13 protein-coding genes and 1 tRNA gene are annotated in these 19,543 nt (G+C 34.8%); 9 read left to right on the top strand and 5 right to left on the bottom strand.

Annotation, left to right across the window (positions count from 1 at the left end; all coding sequences use genetic code 11):
• Positions 1-13 precede the first annotated feature (13 nt).
• The 5 genes from NTZ27_12010 to NTZ27_11990 form a co-directional block, all read right to left on the bottom strand.
• A complete protein-coding gene (locus NTZ27_12010) occupies positions 14-1,912 on the bottom strand; it encodes a T9SS type A sorting domain-containing protein (protein MCX6175468.1) in 1,899 nt (632 codons plus the stop codon).
• Positions 1,913-1,982: 70 nt separating this feature from the next.
• Complete coding sequence (locus NTZ27_12005) at positions 1,983-3,008, bottom strand: PorV/PorQ family protein (GenBank protein MCX6175467.1); 1,026 nt, start codon at positions 3,006-3,008, stop codon at positions 1,983-1,985.
• A 72-nt stretch (positions 3,009-3,080) separates the two neighbouring features.
• Complete coding sequence (locus NTZ27_12000) at positions 3,081-6,764, bottom strand: hypothetical protein (protein ID MCX6175466.1); 3,684 nt, start codon at positions 6,762-6,764, stop codon at positions 3,081-3,083.
• Positions 6,765-6,794: 30 nt separating this feature from the next.
• Positions 6,795-9,476: a TonB-dependent receptor gene (locus NTZ27_11995; GenBank protein ID MCX6175465.1), complete on the bottom strand. Its 2,682-nt coding sequence runs from the start codon at positions 9,474-9,476 to the stop codon at positions 6,795-6,797.
• A 45-nt stretch (positions 9,477-9,521) separates the two neighbouring features.
• On the bottom strand, positions 9,522-11,195 hold the full coding sequence (locus NTZ27_11990; protein ID MCX6175464.1) for a peptidylprolyl isomerase: 1,674 nt from the start codon (positions 11,193-11,195) through the stop codon (positions 9,522-9,524).
• Positions 11,196-11,497: 302 nt separating this feature from the next.
• On the opposite strand from NTZ27_11990, the gene NTZ27_11985 reads away from it, so the two are divergent.
• The 9 genes from NTZ27_11985 (at position 11,498) to gmd (ending at position 19,356) form a co-directional block, all read left to right on the top strand.
• Positions 11,498-12,526, top strand: coding sequence for a LacI family DNA-binding transcriptional regulator (locus tag NTZ27_11985; protein ID MCX6175463.1), 1,029 nt, complete (start codon positions 11,498-11,500; stop codon positions 12,524-12,526).
• A 45-nt stretch (positions 12,527-12,571) separates the two neighbouring features.
• Positions 12,572-13,480, top strand: a complete 909-nt coding sequence (gene rnhC, locus NTZ27_11980) for a ribonuclease HIII (GenBank protein MCX6175462.1) — start codon at positions 12,572-12,574, stop codon at positions 13,478-13,480.
• Positions 13,481-13,840: 360 nt separating this feature from the next.
• Positions 13,841-13,914: transfer RNA gene (locus tag NTZ27_11975), tRNA-Asp, on the top strand.
• Positions 13,915-14,104: 190 nt separating this feature from the next.
• Complete coding sequence (locus NTZ27_11970; GenBank protein MCX6175461.1) at positions 14,105-14,437, top strand: RNA-binding protein; 333 nt, start codon at positions 14,105-14,107, stop codon at positions 14,435-14,437.
• Positions 14,438-14,727: 290 nt separating this feature from the next.
• Complete coding sequence (locus NTZ27_11965) at positions 14,728-15,135, top strand: hypothetical protein (protein ID MCX6175460.1); 408 nt, start codon at positions 14,728-14,730, stop codon at positions 15,133-15,135.
• Entirely contained in the window at positions 15,113-15,862 is a 750-nt protein-coding gene (locus NTZ27_11960) for a hypothetical protein (GenBank protein ID MCX6175459.1), read from the top strand. Before NTZ27_11965 ends, NTZ27_11960 begins: the two co-directional genes overlap by 23 nt.
• A 32-nt stretch (positions 15,863-15,894) precedes the next feature.
• Positions 15,895-17,238, top strand: coding sequence for a nucleotide sugar dehydrogenase (locus NTZ27_11955; GenBank protein MCX6175458.1), 1,344 nt, complete (start codon positions 15,895-15,897; stop codon positions 17,236-17,238).
• Between the two features lie 32 nt (positions 17,239-17,270).
• A complete protein-coding gene (locus NTZ27_11950; GenBank protein MCX6175457.1) occupies positions 17,271-18,227 on the top strand; it encodes a GDP-L-fucose synthase in 957 nt (318 codons plus the stop codon).
• Positions 18,228-18,234: 7 nt separating this feature from the next.
• Positions 18,235-19,356: a GDP-mannose 4,6-dehydratase gene (gene gmd / locus NTZ27_11945; protein MCX6175456.1), complete on the top strand. Its 1,122-nt coding sequence runs from the start codon at positions 18,235-18,237 to the stop codon at positions 19,354-19,356.
• Positions 19,357-19,543: the final 187 nt, after the last annotated feature.

The following is a 19,543-nucleotide window of genomic DNA, read 5'->3' as shown; positions in this document are numbered from 1 at the left end:
TACTTCCAGATAATTACTTCAGTAATAACATTTTTTTCGTGATATTATAATTACCAGCTTCGATTCTATAGAAGTAAACACCGCTGCTTAATTTAGATGCATTGAAATCTACATTATAAGAACCTGCTCTCATGCTTTTATTAATAAGGGTTTCAACTTGTTGACCGAGAACATTATAAATCTTCAAGCTAACCAATTCATCAGACGGTAATGAGAATCTGATTGTTGTTGTTGGGTTGAATGGATTTGGATAGTTTTGTTTCAGGTCGAAAGTTGTTGGAATACCTGTACCCAAATCTTGAACATCACTTAAACCGGTTGGCCAGAGTTCATATTCGGTGCTTGGTTTAACTTCGTCTCTCGTCCACTGATCAACTTTTGCTGTATATGGCTGAACAAATGCTCTTGAGCCGGTCATTGGAACATATCTTACTCTTCTTGCCCAATTAGAAAACCCTGTTCCTTCTTTCTGTAAAGTGCCATCAGCTTTATGTCCAAATTCATAAGTGTACATGAATCCATTGAAACCGCCTGCACCAACTGTGATTGAGCCTATCCAGATATTTCCGGTTGACTTAGCTAATTTTAGTACTCTATCGCCATCTTCTTTCCAAACATTTGTGCCATTACCACCCATTGCTGCTGCCCATGCAGACTGTCCGCAAACCAAATAAACAGTATCAACTGCAGGATCAAATGTGATAGGCACTTTTGCAGGATCCAGAGCGTTGGACATATCAACTGCAAAGTTAACAGTTATTGTTTTTCCGCTTGGAATTACAAATGCAGGGTAAATATCATTGAAATATAAAGTAGCAGGTACTGTAAACTGGTTATTTTGACCGGCGAATTGAGTTACACGGTTTCCACCACCAGTTGAGAATGGTCTTTCATACTGAGCATCCCCGCCTGCAACAGCCCATATTCCGGTAACGGTTTTCTTGGCCATTCTAAATTTATATAACTCATCTGCAGTAACTTTTTCTGCAACAAAACCAACACTTAAGAAGAAATTGTTTGGGCTAAGCGGATCTTGATTCATAAATGCTCTTGATTTATCGCCATCACCCCAACCGTTAAAACTTCCTCGTATTCTTAAAGAATCAGTAGCAGGATTATACATCCTTAATTCATACATTGTGCTCATATCAACTTGGAAGGTCAGTGCACCATCTTTAAGTGTTACTGATGGATCGGTATCGTTCCAGAATTTACTAATATTCTGCGGACCGTCAACAATCCAATCCTCTCTGTTTGTAGAAGTTGTACTAAAACTACCTTCCCATTGAGTATTTCCGTTTTTATCACCGTATAATACTTTCCAATGAATGAGCTGAGCAGAATTGATTGAAATAGTAGCGGAATAAGTTGAATCAGCGGCAGGACCGGCTAACGCATTTGCAGTAGTACTCCAGCCATTTAAATCACCGGCAATGTAAACGTGACCGGTAGTTAATAATTTCTGCTTGAAAGGAATCCGCATATCAATTTTGAATGTAACAGCTGCGGCGTGACCGGAAGGCATTACTTCATCATTGAACCATACTTTTGGAAGTGTAACCGCTGCAGTAATATTAGTTTCGCGGTTATGGGAAGCTGTAGCAGCTTGGTCACTTTCCCAAACATCAGTTGTTCCGTGTTTGAAATAAAACTTATAATGAGCAACACCCGCAGCACAAGCTATAGTAGCAGAATAAATACTGTCCTGAGGAGCCGCAAGCTTGGCCATATCAGTAGCTCCCCAGCTATTGAAATCACCTTTCGCTTGAATCTTATCCGCGGCAGGGTTGAATGTACCTTTTTTAATTTGAACAGACATATCAACTTTGAAAACAACATTAAAAGTCTGTGCAAAAGTAGTAACCCATGCCCCTAAGAATAAAACTACAAATAGTAATACATGTTTTTTCATTGTGTCTCCATTGATTTATTTGATGGATTTTCCATTTCCTAAATGGAATTTATACATTTTCAATCTAAGTTCAAAAACTTAACATTACTCCAAAACTGTGCATGTTGTCTAAATATTTTAGTTTTTGAAATGAATAATCAATTGCAATCTTAAAGAATTTAAGACCCTCATATTTAATACCAGCACCGAGCGTTAAACCTTCCTGAGAATCTTTCAGAAATAAGGTTTTATAACCGCCGCGGAATGATACCAAATCATTGAAGAGTGATAACTCACCGCCAACATTTACAAATTGATTGTTATCGTTCGGATGTGTAGCATCAATTGCAATTGTTAATCTGTGTTGATCAAGAATTTGAAAATCGCGTGATAAACCAATCTGCAAACGAAGAGGCAATTCAAATTGATCCGTTGCTAAATTAGCATCGAGAGTGTTATTGCTGCCTGACCTTGTTGGATCGGCTGTCTGACGAACAAGAAGATCCTGTCCGCCCATCTGCATTTTTGAACCGTAATTAGAAATGCTGCTTGCAAACCGGACACCCAAAAAAGGTGTCTTAAAGATTGTTCCGATGTCAAATGCAAGACCGTCCGAATAGGAATTATAAATATTTTCTCGCACATATTTTATATTTGCGCCCATTGCAAAATCTTCGGTTATGTTGCGCGCAAAAGAAATAGCAAAAGCATAACTGCCTGCAGAAAATTTTTCACCAGTACCTTCTGGATAAAGTTCTGTTGTAACTTCCATATCACCAACATTCATTGCAGTTACACTAAAACCAACCGCACCAATGCCGTTTATTGGAAGAACACAACCAATAAAATTCACATTGATATCTGCAAACATTTTGGTATAAGTGAAAATAGTTTGTATCTCGGTAACATTTGAAATCCCGGCGGGGTTCCAATACATTGCAGATGCATCATTTGCAACTGAGCTGTATGCACCTCCCATCGCATTTGCCCTTGGTCCTATTCCAATGCTTAAGAATTTTGCCGCGGATGTACCGGTTTTTGTGACTTGCTGAGCATGGACAGAAGCAAAAAATACCGCAGTCATAATCACAATCAATAATAGTTTTTTATTTATCACGACTAACTCCTTAAATTTTTTCATCCATTCTGCTTAATGTTAGCAGGTTACAATTATTCATAAACCTCTGGTTTATTTTATTACTGCAAACTTGCCAATTTTTGCTCCAATGCCCGGCGCATCTATTTGATAAACATAAACACCATAAGAAATAGAGAGATTATCTCTGGTAAGCATATTCCAGTTTTCTGAACCATCGCCAAGCGGGCTGTCATGATCAAGCACACTAACTAATTCGCCATTGACAGTAAAAATTCTGATTGTACATTTAGCAGGCAAGTGTGTAAAATGCAACGAACGTGGACCTCGTCCGCTATTATATGGATTTCTTGGTTCCCATACGGCGCTTCCAACATATGGATTTGGTACAACTTTAATATTATCAAGATCTGATTTTGCTTTTTCCAAATCTATTTTTGGACTTTGAGCTACAAATCTGAACTTATCACTGGATAGAAATGGTTTCTTAAGTTTTAGTTCAATCCTGTCGCCGGATTTCGGTAATCTTGTTCCAAGAGTTGAATCCGGTGTATCCACTAAATAAAACCACCAGGTATAACCCGGTTCCAGAAAAATAACTCTATCCCTGTAAGCTCCATTAACTGAAAGGATGCCATCAGTTCCATCAATTTCTAAAAATCCAAAAGAAATATATTTTTGAGTGCTCTCATTGAAAACTTTGAAGTTAACCGGTTTAGATGGGAAGGGTCTTCCATTAAGAGTTATTGCTGTAGATGTTCCAAAACCAACATCGCCAAATTCAATTCTATAATCGTTTGGTCTTTCCTCACCTTTAAGTCCACCAGTGAAAACAAATTTTTCAAATGAATAAGTTACGATCTTGGGATCGTTCCATAAAGATTTTGCCCTATCAAGTTCAACACGAGTTTCATTTTGAAATTGAAGTCTGAACCCATCAACTAAAGGTTGCTCGTAACTTGTGCTGAAGTTTGTGTTTTTGTTAATTAGGATTACGTTTGCAGTTGAATCTTTGAGAGTGTAATTTTTTGTGGTTAGCGTATCAGGCTGACCGAATTTTGTAGATACTTTAACCGTGTCTTCAAATGTTAAAGTATAAACATGCCCGTCTTTAATTTTATTTACATCAATAATATTATAACTTACTTTTCCAGAAGTTGACCCCTGAACAAGAGTTACATTTCCTAAAGTTGGCGCAACATAACCTGCAGCAGGTGCATTAGGTGTAATACGAGCAACGTTTGAACCAAGCTTAACGCTGCCATCTGCTTGTAAGCTAACTCTTATAGGACATTCGGATGGAACTATCTGTCCGGCGGCATAACCTTTACTATAAGAAGTAATTGCATAATAATAAGTAAATCCATTTTTAGCAGTTGAATCAACAAACGTATGCAGTAAGCCCGTATCACCTCCCATCCAAAAATGAATTCCTTCTATTCCAACAGGGTCGTAACCTTTTATGCCATCTTTAATATCGAATTGAGCAATTGGCAATTTGAATTGTCTGCTGCCGGTTCCATTTGTAATTACTGCCGCATCAATAAATGCAGGATCTGAAGCTCTATAAATTCTGTAACCTTCAAAGTTATGCCCATCTCCTCCTATTCTATCAAGATACGTATCGAATGAATTTTCAGCAATACCGTCCCAGTATAAAGTAACTTTATTATTACCAGGAATTGCAGTTAGTGTTGGAGTATTCGGGGCGCTTGCAAATCTATAATCATTATCGTAAGTCTCTTGAACTCTAACTCTTTTTTTCAAAATTTCATTTTTTCTTAATGTTCCATCGGGATCATTTACAGGGGCATTAGCTAGAACAATTCCAACAGAGAATGGTTCAGTCTGTCCGGATTTCAACGGAAATAAACTGCATGAAACAAAAAGATCATAGTCAGCCGCATGAATCAACTGCGGGTCATAGAATTTACCCGGTATCATATAGTCAAACCACATAGTCGCATCGCTTTGAATGTTCAAACTTCCCGCGGCTTGATATTGTGCATTCGTAATACCAATTCTATCGGTTTCATGTGTATCTGTAACATCTATATTTGGTTCTCCTGGTAAACCAAATCTTGCACCGGAAGTAGGCCGTCCATCACCTTCGCCAAAATCTCCGGTATCTGGAACTCCATCAAGACCAACATCGTCACGATTAATATCCCAATCATAATCATCATCAATGCCGTTATCTCTTGATTCATCAATCATAACATCAATACCTTCATCAATTCCTTCATCAATATCTCCGTAATTATCATTATCAATTCCATCCGCATATTTTTGCCCTAATGTTTTCTGAATTACATTGTATAAAATTATTTTATCATTAACTCTGTATCTATAAAACGGTGCATCCGTAGCTGCTTGATTTATCATTGCTTGTGTTATTGTGGGACTGCCAACTTCCCCGTCGCCATCATTATCAATGTTGTCTTTATAAGGCAATCCTAATTTGTCTTGCGTTACCTCAATCAACCAAACTTGGCCGTTCTGGAAATTATCAGGAGGCGGCCATAATTTCCATGGATTATGTCCGGGGTCGGAACCGGCAAGATCAATCATTGCTTGTGTTACAACCGGACTGTTCGCTTCAACATGAAATGGTCTTATACGTGATGAAACCCATCCTGGTTTTAGCGGTTGTGCAATTCCATCAGCATAGACAACACCTTTTTGAGTTCCGAACGGAATGTGAGTTTGGTTTTCATCTATAAGTCCATTACCATTATCATCAATTCCATTATCGGGAATTTCACCAACAAGCATATCGGCAGATACAATTGGACCAATCTCTGGGCTGTCCCCATCGTTATCAATTCTATCATGAGCATTGCCAGGTGTTTCCAGGAATGTAACTCCAACAATTCCCACAGGGTCGTTGCCAAATTCCGCTGATCTATTAGATCTTGTTCGTGAAAAAGCAATTGCACTTAAAATATCGTATTCGGAAATATTCTCTTGTGCATCAGGATTTCCGCCGACAAAATCGGCATGCCACATTGTAACGCCAAACTTCGGAATATCTTTAGTGCCATCGTTTTTAATTTGGAAGAGAAGATATAAAGCATCTTCAACCAATACTTGCGACCAGGCAAGAGTTCTGGATTCAACAACAATTCCTAATCCTTTTCTTCTAAGGTCTGTGCTATCAGGAAAATAATCCTGATAACGATCGTAGTTATCATCCGAAGCGTGATAATACATTTCTTGATCGGCGTTAAAAATATTTTTTCCGAAATAACCATTCCATGAACCACGCCATCCAGGATCTATTTTGTCGTTCGTTCTATCGGGCCAGAAAGATGGCCAGGTTGTTGCATCTACACTCGTAGCAATTTCTGATTTATCTCCTTTATCGGCGTGATATCCAGTGACAGGTTCAAGATTCCAACTTTTACCTGCTTGTGATTGACGAAAATCGGGCACATCCATTATATGCCGAATAACACCTTTGTTATCAGTTACTTCAGCACCCATCATAAGGGCTTCCAGAGCGAGATAAACTTCGCCAGTGTTTTTTGGCCATTCATAAGGTGTTTGAACAGAGTAGGGAAATTGTCCTCCCTCGCGACCTGTAAAAGCGAAATTAAAGATGGTTGTTCTAATTTGATTTCCTTCCATCTGTCCTTTGACTCTTTGAGTTACATCACCTCTTTCTTTGCTCGGTTTATAATGACCCGGGACATAAGGAACCCATTGCGCAGAAGTATCAACGGCATAACAAATGGAGAGCACAATAATCAAAATTAATTGTAATGATTTAGTCATTTATTTCTCCTGTATTTCTATTTATCAAAATCAAAAAGAGAATTCAATACCAAATTGAATGTTGCGTGGCTCGCCATAATTCCATGGATATTTTAAGTAATCCTGTACAGAAGTTGGCCTTCTAGCATCTGCTCCAACACTTTGTCCAATTGTAGTAAAGTCTGGTAGCCCTGTATCACTGAATACATTCACAACAACTTTTGTATCTAATAAATTAAATACTTGAACGAATGCAGTTACATCAAAGCTGCCAAGTTTAAATGTTTTGTTCGCTTTCAAATCCACTACAAACTGCCCAGGCCTTCTTCTGCTGTTCTGCTGTAAGCCGGAAGTGATTCCACGTTCAGCAGTAAACTGAGTTATTGCCGGCGTATAGGGAAGACCTGTTCCATAACGTCCGATTAAACTTACACCCCAATCAACATCTCCGACGTAGAATGAAAGATTCAGTAAATGTCGTTGATCCCAATCTAAAGGTAACAAATAAAGTTTCGGTTCGGCATTTCCCTGCTGTGCGTAGAATGCATCTTCGGGGCTCGAATTACTGCCTTCAGCAACTTGATAGGTGTAGTTCAAATCAATTGAGTAATGGTGGGAAAATCTTTTATTAAGATTTAGAGTTATACCCTTAACGTTTGAGTAATCTTTATTTATATATGTTGAATAAGAGACTAAATTTCTTGTAACAATAAGAGCGCCTGCTGTAATCCAGTTTCTGATATCGCGGTAAAATCCTGTAACATCTAAATTAAATTCATCAAAGAAATCTTGACGAAATCCGAGTTCATACATTGTGGTTTGCTGTGGTTTTAAATCCGGATTTCCATAGGGACCATAAAAATTGCCGGTTTGCGGTACATAGTATGGTCCGTTGTTAAATAAATATTGGAACGTCGGAATTTGTAAGAACATCCCGTAAGAAAAATGTAAAACACCTTTATCGCTTATAGGATAAGCTATACCAAAACGAGGACCGAATGCCCATTTAGGTTCAGCTTTTTTATAGAAATACGGTTCTCTTTCCGCTACGGAAAGATTCTGCATATCAGATCTTAATGGCAAATAGATGTTCGGGTCAGTGGGATCTACTAAGACTTTTCCTCTCGAATCGAAGTAATCAAATCTTAATCCGAGATTAATTATTACACTCTGATATTCTATTTTATCCTGAATATATACAGCAAGTTCTATCGGTTTCTCGTTGTATTTTTGTCTAAGAGGCGAGGTTTCCGATGGAATATCAGGAACGAAAGGATTCGCTTGAAGACCGTTAATTAACAACGGTTGAAGATTGTAATTATCGAATTTGAGATCGTGCAATCTTCCCTCAACACCAAACTTAATTAAGTGTTTATCGGTTACCTGACTTGTGTAATCAATCTTACCAATTACAGTGTTTGTCTCTCTAAAGAATCTGTGAAGATTTGTTCCCTTCGTCAGGAAAGCATAAGCGATTGTAATCAAAGAATCCGGCGCCAAGTATCTTGGATCTAGCGGATCGCTGTATAAGTATTCGTTATAATCTCTAAAGAAATAAGATGCTTTTACTGTATAGAAGGATGTGTTGGAAAATGTATGCGTCATCGTAAATGTAGCATTGTAGCTGTGAGTATAATCAGTTGCATCTCCATCTGGATTCAATTTGAATGCATGATTATAATTTCTGTAATCTTCTTTAGAATAAAGAATTTCTGCATTGAATTTAAGTCTTGAAGATGCAAAGAAGCTTAAGTTGCCTTGACCGATCCAGCGTTTACTCCAATTCATCGGCACTAAAGAACTATCTCCACGTGCACCGGAAGGTAGAAAATCTCTGTAACCATTTAAATAACCGGAATCATAAACATATCTACCTGTAGCAAAAAGTGTTAAGGCATTATTAGAATAAGGAATTGGCCCGCTAAAACTTGCCTGGATGTTATAATTTTTAGTTGGTTTAAAATTATTAACACCTGGAAAATAATCTGTAAAATTACTTAAGTGATCTCCGCTATAAAGTTTAACATTACCTTTAATACTACGTCCACCCTCTTTGGTAACAGTGTTCACTATACCAGATAGAGCTTGACCATACTCTGCATTGAACGTACCGCTGATAACTTGAAGCTCTTGAATGCTGGAATTATCAATTTCGATACCGCGGCTATTATCGTAAGAATCAGTGACAGAAATACCATTTACCCAATAAGCAATTTCAGAAGAACGACCGCCGCGAATATGGAAACCGCCTCCTGCATCTCTTGTAACACCGGCTTGCAATTGCAGTAAGCCATTAATTTCTGTCACAGGTAAATTTTTAATTTCTTCAGCAGTTACTCTTGTCTGACTGGAAGTAATATCTTTATGAACTTTATCAACATTACCTTGAACAACAATTGCATTCATTTCAACAGCAGTATCTACTAGTGCTGCATCTTGTATTGTAGTTAAGTCAATTGAAATTTGAACATTTCGAACAACTACTGCTTGATAACCAACATACTGATATTTCACATTATACTTTCCAGGCGAGATGTTGAGTATTAAATACTTTCCATCCAGATCCGTTTGAGCTCCTATAGACGTACCTTCCAAAACAACATTAACAAAGGGAAGGCCTTCGCCTGTTTTCTTATCTGTTACTCTACCTGTAAGTTTACCAGTCGTACCGGCAAATACGCTTTCAGATAAGATAGCAACCAATAAAAGCAAAACAGTAAAAGTTTTTTTCATAGTATACTCCCTTAAGAGTCTTTATTTAAAAATAATAAACAAATTTTAATTACTTATTATAGCATTTCCTAACATGTTCTCATCAATTTTTATGTTAACTTTTTTTCTTAATTTCGATATATATATATCAACAACCAAAGCAGATTTTTCTTTCTTGGCTAAACGATAAGCAAGATCTTTTGAATGTTCAAAATCCTTTACCTCTCCATTTTTTTTTGCCAGCACTTTAAATATTGCGTAAACTTCTTGAATTTTAATCGGTCCAATAATTTTATTAATTTCAGATTTCCAAAGAGTGTCTTTCATAACTCCAAATTTTGATACTTCGGAAAAACCCATTACACCTTTATTTTTAGCAGACCATTCTCTTATCGAATATTTTTCGGCTAAAGAGCCAAAGTCGGCATCGTTATTAAGTTGCATAATCAAACTATCAGCTAAAGATTTATTCTTAACTATAATTTCCTGAACATTTATTTCGTTATCAGTTTTAAAGTATTGGGGATTATCATCATAGAATTTTTTGACAATACTATCAGGTAAAATCGTATTGTTATTTATTTCCTCTCTTTTATAAGTCAAATAAATTACGTTATGATATTTAGGAATCAAATTACGAACAGCCTGCACAGAATTGTAACCTTTCTCTATTGCCATTTTCATAAGAATATCTTGCAAAACAATTCCTGCAGCAACTGTTTTCAACTTCTCGATAGAAGTTATTTTTTCTCTGTGAAATGCAGGAATTTCATCTATTCTTTTTTCTAACTCGTTTTGACTATAAGATCTGTTCCCATACTTTAAACAAATAGCAGAAGAACTTTTATGATTACGTTTTTCCGTAGAATTCGCAGTTGAATATGATAAATTATTTAAAACATTATCAAGTGATTTTTCATTAAACATAACTTTATTCGGGACAAAATGTTTGTTTATAAAATCATTTTCTGCAGGATTCCTCTTTCTTAATCTTACCACACCTTCCATATGATGTTTTCTTTTAACATACTCATCTTCGGTTAGTAAAGGATGCGGGATACGATCTTCAACTTTAATAATACTATAACCATATTTTGTTTTAACCGGTTTGGAAATTTCCCCAATATTTAATGAATAAGCGGCATCTTCGAATGCAGGATCCATGTCTCCCCAAGAAAAATAACCGAGATACCCGCCATTTTTCTGTAATGTGGAATCAGTAAAAATTTGTTTTGCAAGCGAGTTAAAATCAGCTCCGGTTTGTAAAAGCTGATATAGATTATTCGCTTCTTCTTCTGTTTGAGCAAACAAATGCCGGGCTGCAATTTGTTCGTTTGATCTGTAATAAGCTTCTCTTAATTCTGCATCTGTTGGTTTGATCTTAGCAAAAACTTCTTGATCCTCGAGATATGCTAAAGTTGTTTGATTGTCTGCCCATTTCAATTCTTTTTGATATTCCGGATTGGAAAATATTTTTTTATTGTCATCATAATTGTAAAGCAATATTTCGTTAATCATGTTATTCAGAATCGAACGCCGTACAACTATATTATCTTTCATACCAGTAGAAAAAAGATATTCGCTGTAACGATTTACAAAGTCTTTAACATAGATTTTGTGTGTCCCAATTTCTGAAATAACAGAATTAGGTAGCGCTAACTGTTGGGAGTGGGTTGATTGAAAGGAAAAAAATAAAATAAAAAAAATAAATATGGAGACAGTCTTATACTGTGATGCCATCTTTTTACAGTAATAAAAAGCATGGATCAAATAAACTAATCCATGTAACAAATTTTGGATAGAATCGTTGAAACACACATAAAATTACAAAAATCGATAGCAAAAAATCAAATTATATCATGAATAAAATCAAAATCTTGTTTTTGAATTAACATTCTGAGAAAAGAGTACAATTCTGTTACATGTTGATTGATTGATGAATATAGAAATCCAGTACTATCTCTTAATTCAGTAATTATTTAAGTTAAGTAGTAAGAATTACATATACTCAAGATAAGTATTAAAGAAACAGAAATTTTTATATGAAACCAAAAGAAGTAACACTTAGTGATATAGCACAGAAGTTAGGTGTTTCAATAATAACTGTCTCAAAGGCGTTACGCGGACATCCTGATATATCTAGTCATACTGCCGAGCTTATCAAAAAAGCAGCAATAGAATTAGGGTATTCTCCCAATTTTATGGCTAGAAATCTTGCATCGAGAAAATCCAATACTATTGGTGTTGTACTTCCTGAAATAGCGCATCATTTTTTTAGTTCGATAATTGATCATATCTATATATATGCAACCTTAAATAATTATCAAATCTTTCTGACTGTTTCGCAAGAAAATTCTGAATTGCAGAAAAAACAAATCCAGACTCTTCTTTCAATGAGAGTTGATGGAATAATTATTTCAATCTCTCAGGACACATCAAATTTTGAAATTTTTGAAACTGCAAGGAATAGACAAATTCCTCTAGTTTTCATGGATCGCATTCCGGATTTAATTAATTGCAATACTGTCACTGTAGATGATCGCGGCGGTGCTTATAAAGCGATTGATCACGCCATAAAACTTGGGTATAAGAAGATCGCACATTTTGCCGGTTATACTAATATTAATATTGGACGTGAACGAATGCTCGGTTTTAAACAAGCTATGAGTGATTATGGTTTGGAAATTAATCAAGGTTGGATCTTAGAAGGAGATTTCGGAGAAAAAAGCGGTTACGATTCTTTTATGAAATTATATCACGAAAAGAATCTACCCGATTTAATCCTTGCTGTCACATATCCAACCGCAATTGGTATATATATGGCGGCTAAAGAAGTTGGAATGAATATTCCCAATGATATTGACTTGATTTGTTTTGGAAATTCTCAAGAACAGAATTTTTTATCTCCTCCATTAAGTTGTGTAAATCAACCGACCGAACAATTAGCAGCAAAGTCTATGGAAGTATTAATAGAGAACATTATTAAGAAAGATAAATTCAGTTGTAAGCAAATTGTTATAGACACCGATCTGATATTACGAGGAACATGCATTAAATGTAATCGCCTTTGAAATGAGTATCGTTATATTTCTCCAACAAAACTATTTTATTCTCAAATGAATCTTGAAGAGAAAGCAAAAAACAAAATTGAACTGTTACGCAAAAATTGTGTTGAACAAAATTTATACGTTGAGGATATTTCAAAAAAAGAATTCAACTATGAGTTCTATATTCAAAAAGATAAAACAAGTATAAAAGTACTTGTCTACTTTGGCAAGAAAGGAATAAAAACTATCCTTCAAGGTGATGAAAAATCAGATCTCTACAAAACAGTGGAAGGCATTATCTCTGACGAGCTAATGTTCGAACTGGTTGATCCGGAATTAAAAGAACCGGAAGAATATATCGGAACGGATGAATGCGGCAAAGGAGATTTTTTTGGTCCTTTAGTAGTTGCCGCTGTTTTTGTCAATGTTCATACAAAAAAAAATCTTTTGAGAATTGGAGTTAAAGACAGCAAAGATTTAAGTGATTATCAAATTTGTGTTCTTGCAAAAGAAATAAAAACAATAGTCGCAGATAATTTTACAGTTGTAAGTATAAATCCTAAAAAGTATAACAAAGTTTATGAACAATTCGGAAATTTGAATAGCCTATTGAACTGGGCACACTCAAAAGCATTAAGCAACTTATTCGATAAGGTTGATTGTAAAACAGTTATAACGGATAAATTCAGCAATAAAGATTTGGATATCAGTTCTTTATCAAAACATTCGGATGTGGAATTCATCCAAGAAACAAAGGCAGAGAGATATGTTGGTGTTGCTGCTGCGTCTATTATAGCTAGAGAAAGTTTTTTAGATTGGTTTGAAAATAATGAGCGAACTGGGCTGAACTTACCTAAAGGTTCTTCAATTGAAACTGAAGTTTTCGCCAAAAAATTATTAAATAGTATTGGCAAAGAAAAATTAAATGAACTAGCTAAATTACATTTCAAGACATACAAAAAAATAAAATCTAATTGATAAATATTCCAAATGGTTCATCAAAAAACAGCAGATTAATTACAAAAGGAATAGATATTAAAAAACAGACTCAGTCCAACCCTTTTGATAGAATTTTATCAACAAAGTTCGGAACAAATGCAATACAACTTGTAATTAAGGGATAATTTGGAAGAATGATTGCTCTTATAGGTTCTGAATCACTAGTGTTAGAATAATAGATGTGATCTCACATCAGAAATTAGTTCTGCGGAAAGATCAAGCAATATTAGTTGTAATTGCTGTCGGAGTTAGTTTTGGCACTGAATATTTATAGACTTTCTTGCTTTGGATAAGTTTTAATGCTTATTTTTGCTCGTTATTAAATAACATGTTCTTTTCGGGGTCGTAGTTCAGTTGGTTAGAACGCCTGCCTGTCACGCAGGAGGTCGCGAGTTCGAGTCTCGTCGGCCCCGCAACTCTGAGCATTATTTTATTTAGCGATTCGAAAAATCGATAAAAGAAATCCTCCATTCACTCATTTTTCTAATATCAATTTTTATCACCGTAAACATCATTACTCCTTTAAAGTTATTTTGAGCGGCGTTCAAATCGATTACTTAACATCTTCTCAGAGGAAAAAAATAATATCATAAAGGAGTAGTAATGAATATCTATGTAGGTAATTTATCTCAACAAGCAAGCGATCAAGATCTCGAAGAACTTTTCAAAGAGTTCGGCGCTGTTACAAGCGTTAAAATAATTCGTGATATGTTCACTGGCGAATCCAAAGGTTTTGCATTTGTTGAAATGAATGACAAAACTGCAGGAACAAAAGCAATTGAAGCTCTTAACACCAAAGAACTTAAAGGTAAAAAAATTGTTGTTAACGAAGCTCGCCCTAAAACCGATAACAGACGCGGCGGTGGTGGTGGTGGAAATCGTGGCGGCGGTGGAAATCGTGGCGGCGGAAGCGGCGGCGGCGGAAGACGCTGGTAATATTTTCTTTAATTTCTGATTACCATATATTAATTATGCCGTTAAGGCAATATTAATAAATCATGATTGAGGGAAGACATTCCCACTACTTGCATCCCGAAGTATGTAAACATACTTCGGGATTTTTTTGTTGCAAATAACCCGTTAACTGCTTAAAATAAGCTAAAATATCCCACATAAAAAAATTATATTTCATTTTACAATAAATGTTTTTCTCATTTTTGTATTTATAAACTTTAATAATATTAGTATAAACCAAAATCATCAAAAACAAATTTGAGGATTATGTTGTGAATTTAAAACCAAAGAAAAGATTGTTTAAATATTTGTTGTATACTATAGCAATTATATTGTTTTGTGTTTTAGGATTTATTGCTTATCTGTATTCACAAGGCGGCCAAAAAAATTATACTCCTCCAAAAGTTGAAAAGAATACAAATGAAGGACAAGTAGTTTCAGATATGATCAGCATATCACATGCTATTGAATCTTATTATGCAATTAACTTATCCTATCCATCTTCTCTTAAAAACTTGGTGCCGGAATTTATTAGCACCCTGCCGACCGAACCATTAATGAATGGAGATTATAGCTACAAAGTCTTTGCCGATACTGCTTTTGAAGTTTCGGTACAAAATCCACAGAATTATAACTTAAAAGAATTAAGAGTAAGAAATGGCAAACTTATTAAATATTAGATCTTATTTTTTAATATTTCTCCTTTTCGGAGAAATATCTTTAAGTGCATTTCAGATAACTAATAAAGAAAATCTTGAGAAGACAATAGAAAAAGCTATTGCTCGTGAAATCAATTGTAAAGAGATCAAAGTAAAAACTATTCTGGACTCGAATAATCCATCAAAAATAAATAATTTAGCAATCAGAATGGATGGCGTTAATATAGGCGGAATCATTGCCGACTATATTACTATTCAGTATAATTATCCAATTCTGGACAATAAAAACCTTAAAAATAAAGCTAAGCTTAAATTCTTATCCTATTCTGATCAAAAAGTCGCCATACTGCTTTCGATTAACAGCTTACAAAATTATCTCAGTTTAAAAGAAAAAGAATTCGGGAAAAACAATGTTAATATTCGATTAAAATTTTCTCCTCCTTTCATTGAATGTTTCTACGATGTACCCCAGAAAGAAATTGCCTCGGAGACTGCTCAAATTATAAGTAAATTTATCCCCGGTGATAAACTTGAAGGATACGCAGCTTTTACCCTTCAATCAAAAAAAAGCGAGTTATCCGCCTATTCATCCAAAGTAATATTGAATCACTTTTTAATTCCGGGTTCCATTCTCAGCATATTCGAAAAGAAGTTTAATCCATTTGAAAAAATTTCTGCGATAAATATTTTTAATTTTGAAATAAATAATATTGTTGTGCAGTCAAAATATGTTCTTCTAACTAATTGATTATTACTAGTATATAAAATGTAGAATTAATTATGAATTATTGCGATCAACTCATTAACAAAATCAATTCAAAAACTGCCGTCGTTGGAATTATCGGTCTAGGTTATGTCGGTTTACCTCTTGCTTTAGAATTTTCAAAAAAAGGATTTAAAACAATTGGATTTGATATTGATAAACAAAAAATCCCGCTCTTAATGAACGGCCAAAGTTACATTAAGCATATTTCATCAGAAAAAATTAACCAAGCAGTGAAATCAAAATTGTTTTTTGCTACTTCGGATTTTTCACGGCTAAAGGAAACCGATGCAATACTATTATGTATTCCAACTCCACTAGATGAACATCGCGAACCTGATCTTACTTATATCAAAAATTCTGCTGGGACCGTAGCTCAATATTTAAGAAAAGGACAATTAGTAACATTGGAATCATCTACTTATCCTGGAACAACTGATGAAATTCTATTACCATTATTTGAAGAATGCGGTCTAAAAGAAGGAAATGATAAATTCATCGTTGGAAAAGATTTTTTCTTAGCTTTTAGTCCTGAGAGAGAAGATCCGAATAATCCGGATTATTCAACATCAACAATACCAAAAGTGGTTGGCGGAACTACTCCCGAGTGCCTTGAAGTAGCATGCTCGTTATACAATCATGTGATTGTAAAAACTGTTCCCGTTTCATCAACTAGAGTCGCTGAAGCGACTAAATTATTAGAAAATATTTATCGCAGTGTAAATATTGCTCTAATGAATGAACTTAAAATGGTGTTTGATAAAATGAATATTGACGTCTGGGAAGTTATAGAAGCGGCAAAAACAAAACCATTTGGATTTCAGGCTTTTTATCCCGGTCCGGGACTTGGCGGTCATTGTATTCCAATCGATCCTTTTTACCTAACTTGGAAAGCACGCGAATATGATATTAATACTAAATTCATTGAACTCGCGGGAGAAATCAACACATATCAACCTTATTATGTTGCTGAAAATGTCATTAATGTTCTTAATCAAAATGGAAAATCAATAAAGGGTGCAAAGATTCTCGTTCTGGGAGTCTCGTACAAGAAAAATATTGACGACAAACGTGAATCTCCATCATTAAAACTCATTGAAATATTTCAGAACAAAGATGCGAAAGTTGATTTTAGCGACCCTTATGCTCCCCAATTAACTCCTTCAAGAAAATATAATTATAATATACCGTCTATCGATCTTAACGCCAAAAATTTATCTTCTTATGATCTAGTTCTTTTAAGCACAGACCATGATAATTTCGATTATGAAATGATTGCAAAAAATTCCAAGCTTGTCGTAGATACCCGTAATGCATTTGAACGTCATGGAATTAAGAGTCCACATATTTATAAATCTTAAAAGATAAATTTAAGTGAGCATAAACCAATTCTATGAATAACAAAAAGATTTATATAGCCGGCCATAAAGGGATGGTGGGTTCAGCAATATTAAGAAAGTTTAGAAGTGAGGGGTTAGATAATTTCGTTTTAAGATCTATTGAAGAATTAGATTTACGTAAACAAAATGAAGTTGAGAATTTTTTTAAGAATGAAAAACCTGAAGTTGTAATTATCGCTGCAGCAAAAGTTGGGGGTATTTTAGCTAATAATAAATATCGCGCTGAGTTCCTTTATGACAATTTAATGATTGAAGCCAATATTATTAACGAAGCTTATAAGAACGGAACTGAGAAACTAATATTTCTTGGCAGCTCATGTATTTATCCTAAACTTGCACCCCAACCGTTAAAAGAAGAATATCTTCTTTCTAATTATTTAGAGTACACTAACGAACCATATGCAATAGCAAAAATTGTCGGGATTAAACTCTGCGAAAGTTATTATAAACAATATGGATGCAATTATTTTTCGATTATGCCAACTAATCTATACGGTTATAATGATAATTTTGACTTAGAATCGTCTCATGTTTTACCGGCCTTGATGAGAAAGTTTCATGAAGCAAAAATTAATAATAATGATAAAGTTGAAGTATGGGGATCCGGTAAACCTTACCGTGAATTTTTATTTGTTGATGATCTTGCCGATGCAATTTATTTTCTGTTTGATAAAATAAACGCTAAAGATCTTTATGATAATAATCTTACTCATCTGAATATCGGCACAGGTGAAGATATATCTATTTCTGATTTAGCTACATTGATGAAAAAAATAACCGCTTTTAAAGGTAATATTAATTATGATTCTTCGAAACCGGATGGAACGCCGAGAAAATTATTGGATGTTTCCCGCCTTCATCAATGCGGCTGGAAACACAAAACAACATTAGAAGATGGAATCAAACAAACTTATAATTGGTACTTAGATAATTACGTAAAAAATTTATAGGTGAAAATTGCATAAAGCACTAATAACAGGAATCACAGGTCAAGACGGAAGTTATTTAACTGAAATCCTTTTAGAGAAAGGATATGAAGTTCATGGTATTATCCGGAGGAGCAGTTCTTTTAACACCAATAGGATTGATCACCTCTACAATGATCATGAGATAATGAATAAAAAATTATTCCTTCATTATGGTGATTTAGTAGATACAAGCAATCTAAACCGTCTTCTTGAAAAAATTGAACCTGATGAAATATATAATCTTGCTGCTCAAAGTCACGTAAAAGTTTCATTTGAAATCCCCGATTATACTGCTCAAGTGGATGCATTAGGTACATTACGATTTTTGGACGCTATAAGAGAAGTTGGATTGCGCAAAGTAAAATTCTATCAGGCATCAACTAGCGAACTATTCGGGAAAGCTCAAGAAGTCCCCCAATCTGAAAAGACTCCATTCTATCCCCGCTCTCCTTATGGTGTAGCAAAATTGTACGGATATTGGATAATTGTGAACTACCGGGAAGCATATAATATTTTCGCCTCAAATGGTATTTTATTTAACCACGAGTCTCCGCGTCGCGGTGAGACCTTTGTTACAAGAAAAATTACTCGTGCAGTGTCCCGTATAATTACCGGAATTGAAAAAGAATTATCAATTGGTAATTTAAATGCTAAACGAGATTGGGGTTATGCACCCGAATTCTGTGAAGGCATGTTGAAAATATTGCATTATGAAAAAGCTGATGATTTTGTATTTGCAACAGGTGAGACACATACTGTAAGAGAGTTCATTGAGAATTCGTTCAAAGAAATAGGCATTGAACTAGAGTGGAAAAATAAAGCCGAAAACGAAAAGGGAATTATTAAGAAGCTTGATCTTTCGATAGCAGAACAATTAATTGACATTGAGAAAAAAGATCAAAGATTTTCATTTTCAAAAAATCTAAAAGTCGGCGATGTAGTGGTTATCATTAATCCAAATTATTATAGACCAACTGAAGTGGATTTACTGATTGGTAACGCAGAAAAAGCGAAAAAAGAACTTGGCTGGGTCGCAGAAACAAAGTTTAGTGATTTGGTAAAAATTATGGTTAAGTCAGATCTGGAAAAAGTTATCAAACGGGGTTATTAAGTAGAATTTTGTAATTAATTTTGTTTTTTGGAATCTTTATTTTTTTTCAATTCAAATTCGAGAATCGCGATTTTCTGACTAAGTTTTTTCTCCCTATTAGATAATATTGAAATCTTTAACGTAAGGAATAATCCGAGCAGCATTAAGAATATGATGCCGGCAAAAAATAATGTGTTTATTGGAAGTT

The organism is Ignavibacteriales bacterium (genome assembly GCA_026390775.1).
In the GTDB taxonomy this organism is placed as follows: domain Bacteria; phylum Bacteroidota; class Ignavibacteria; order Ignavibacteriales; family Melioribacteraceae; genus Fen-1258.
The sequence above is the reverse complement of the archived record's forward strand: the minus strand, read 5'-3'. Positions and strand labels throughout refer to the sequence as shown.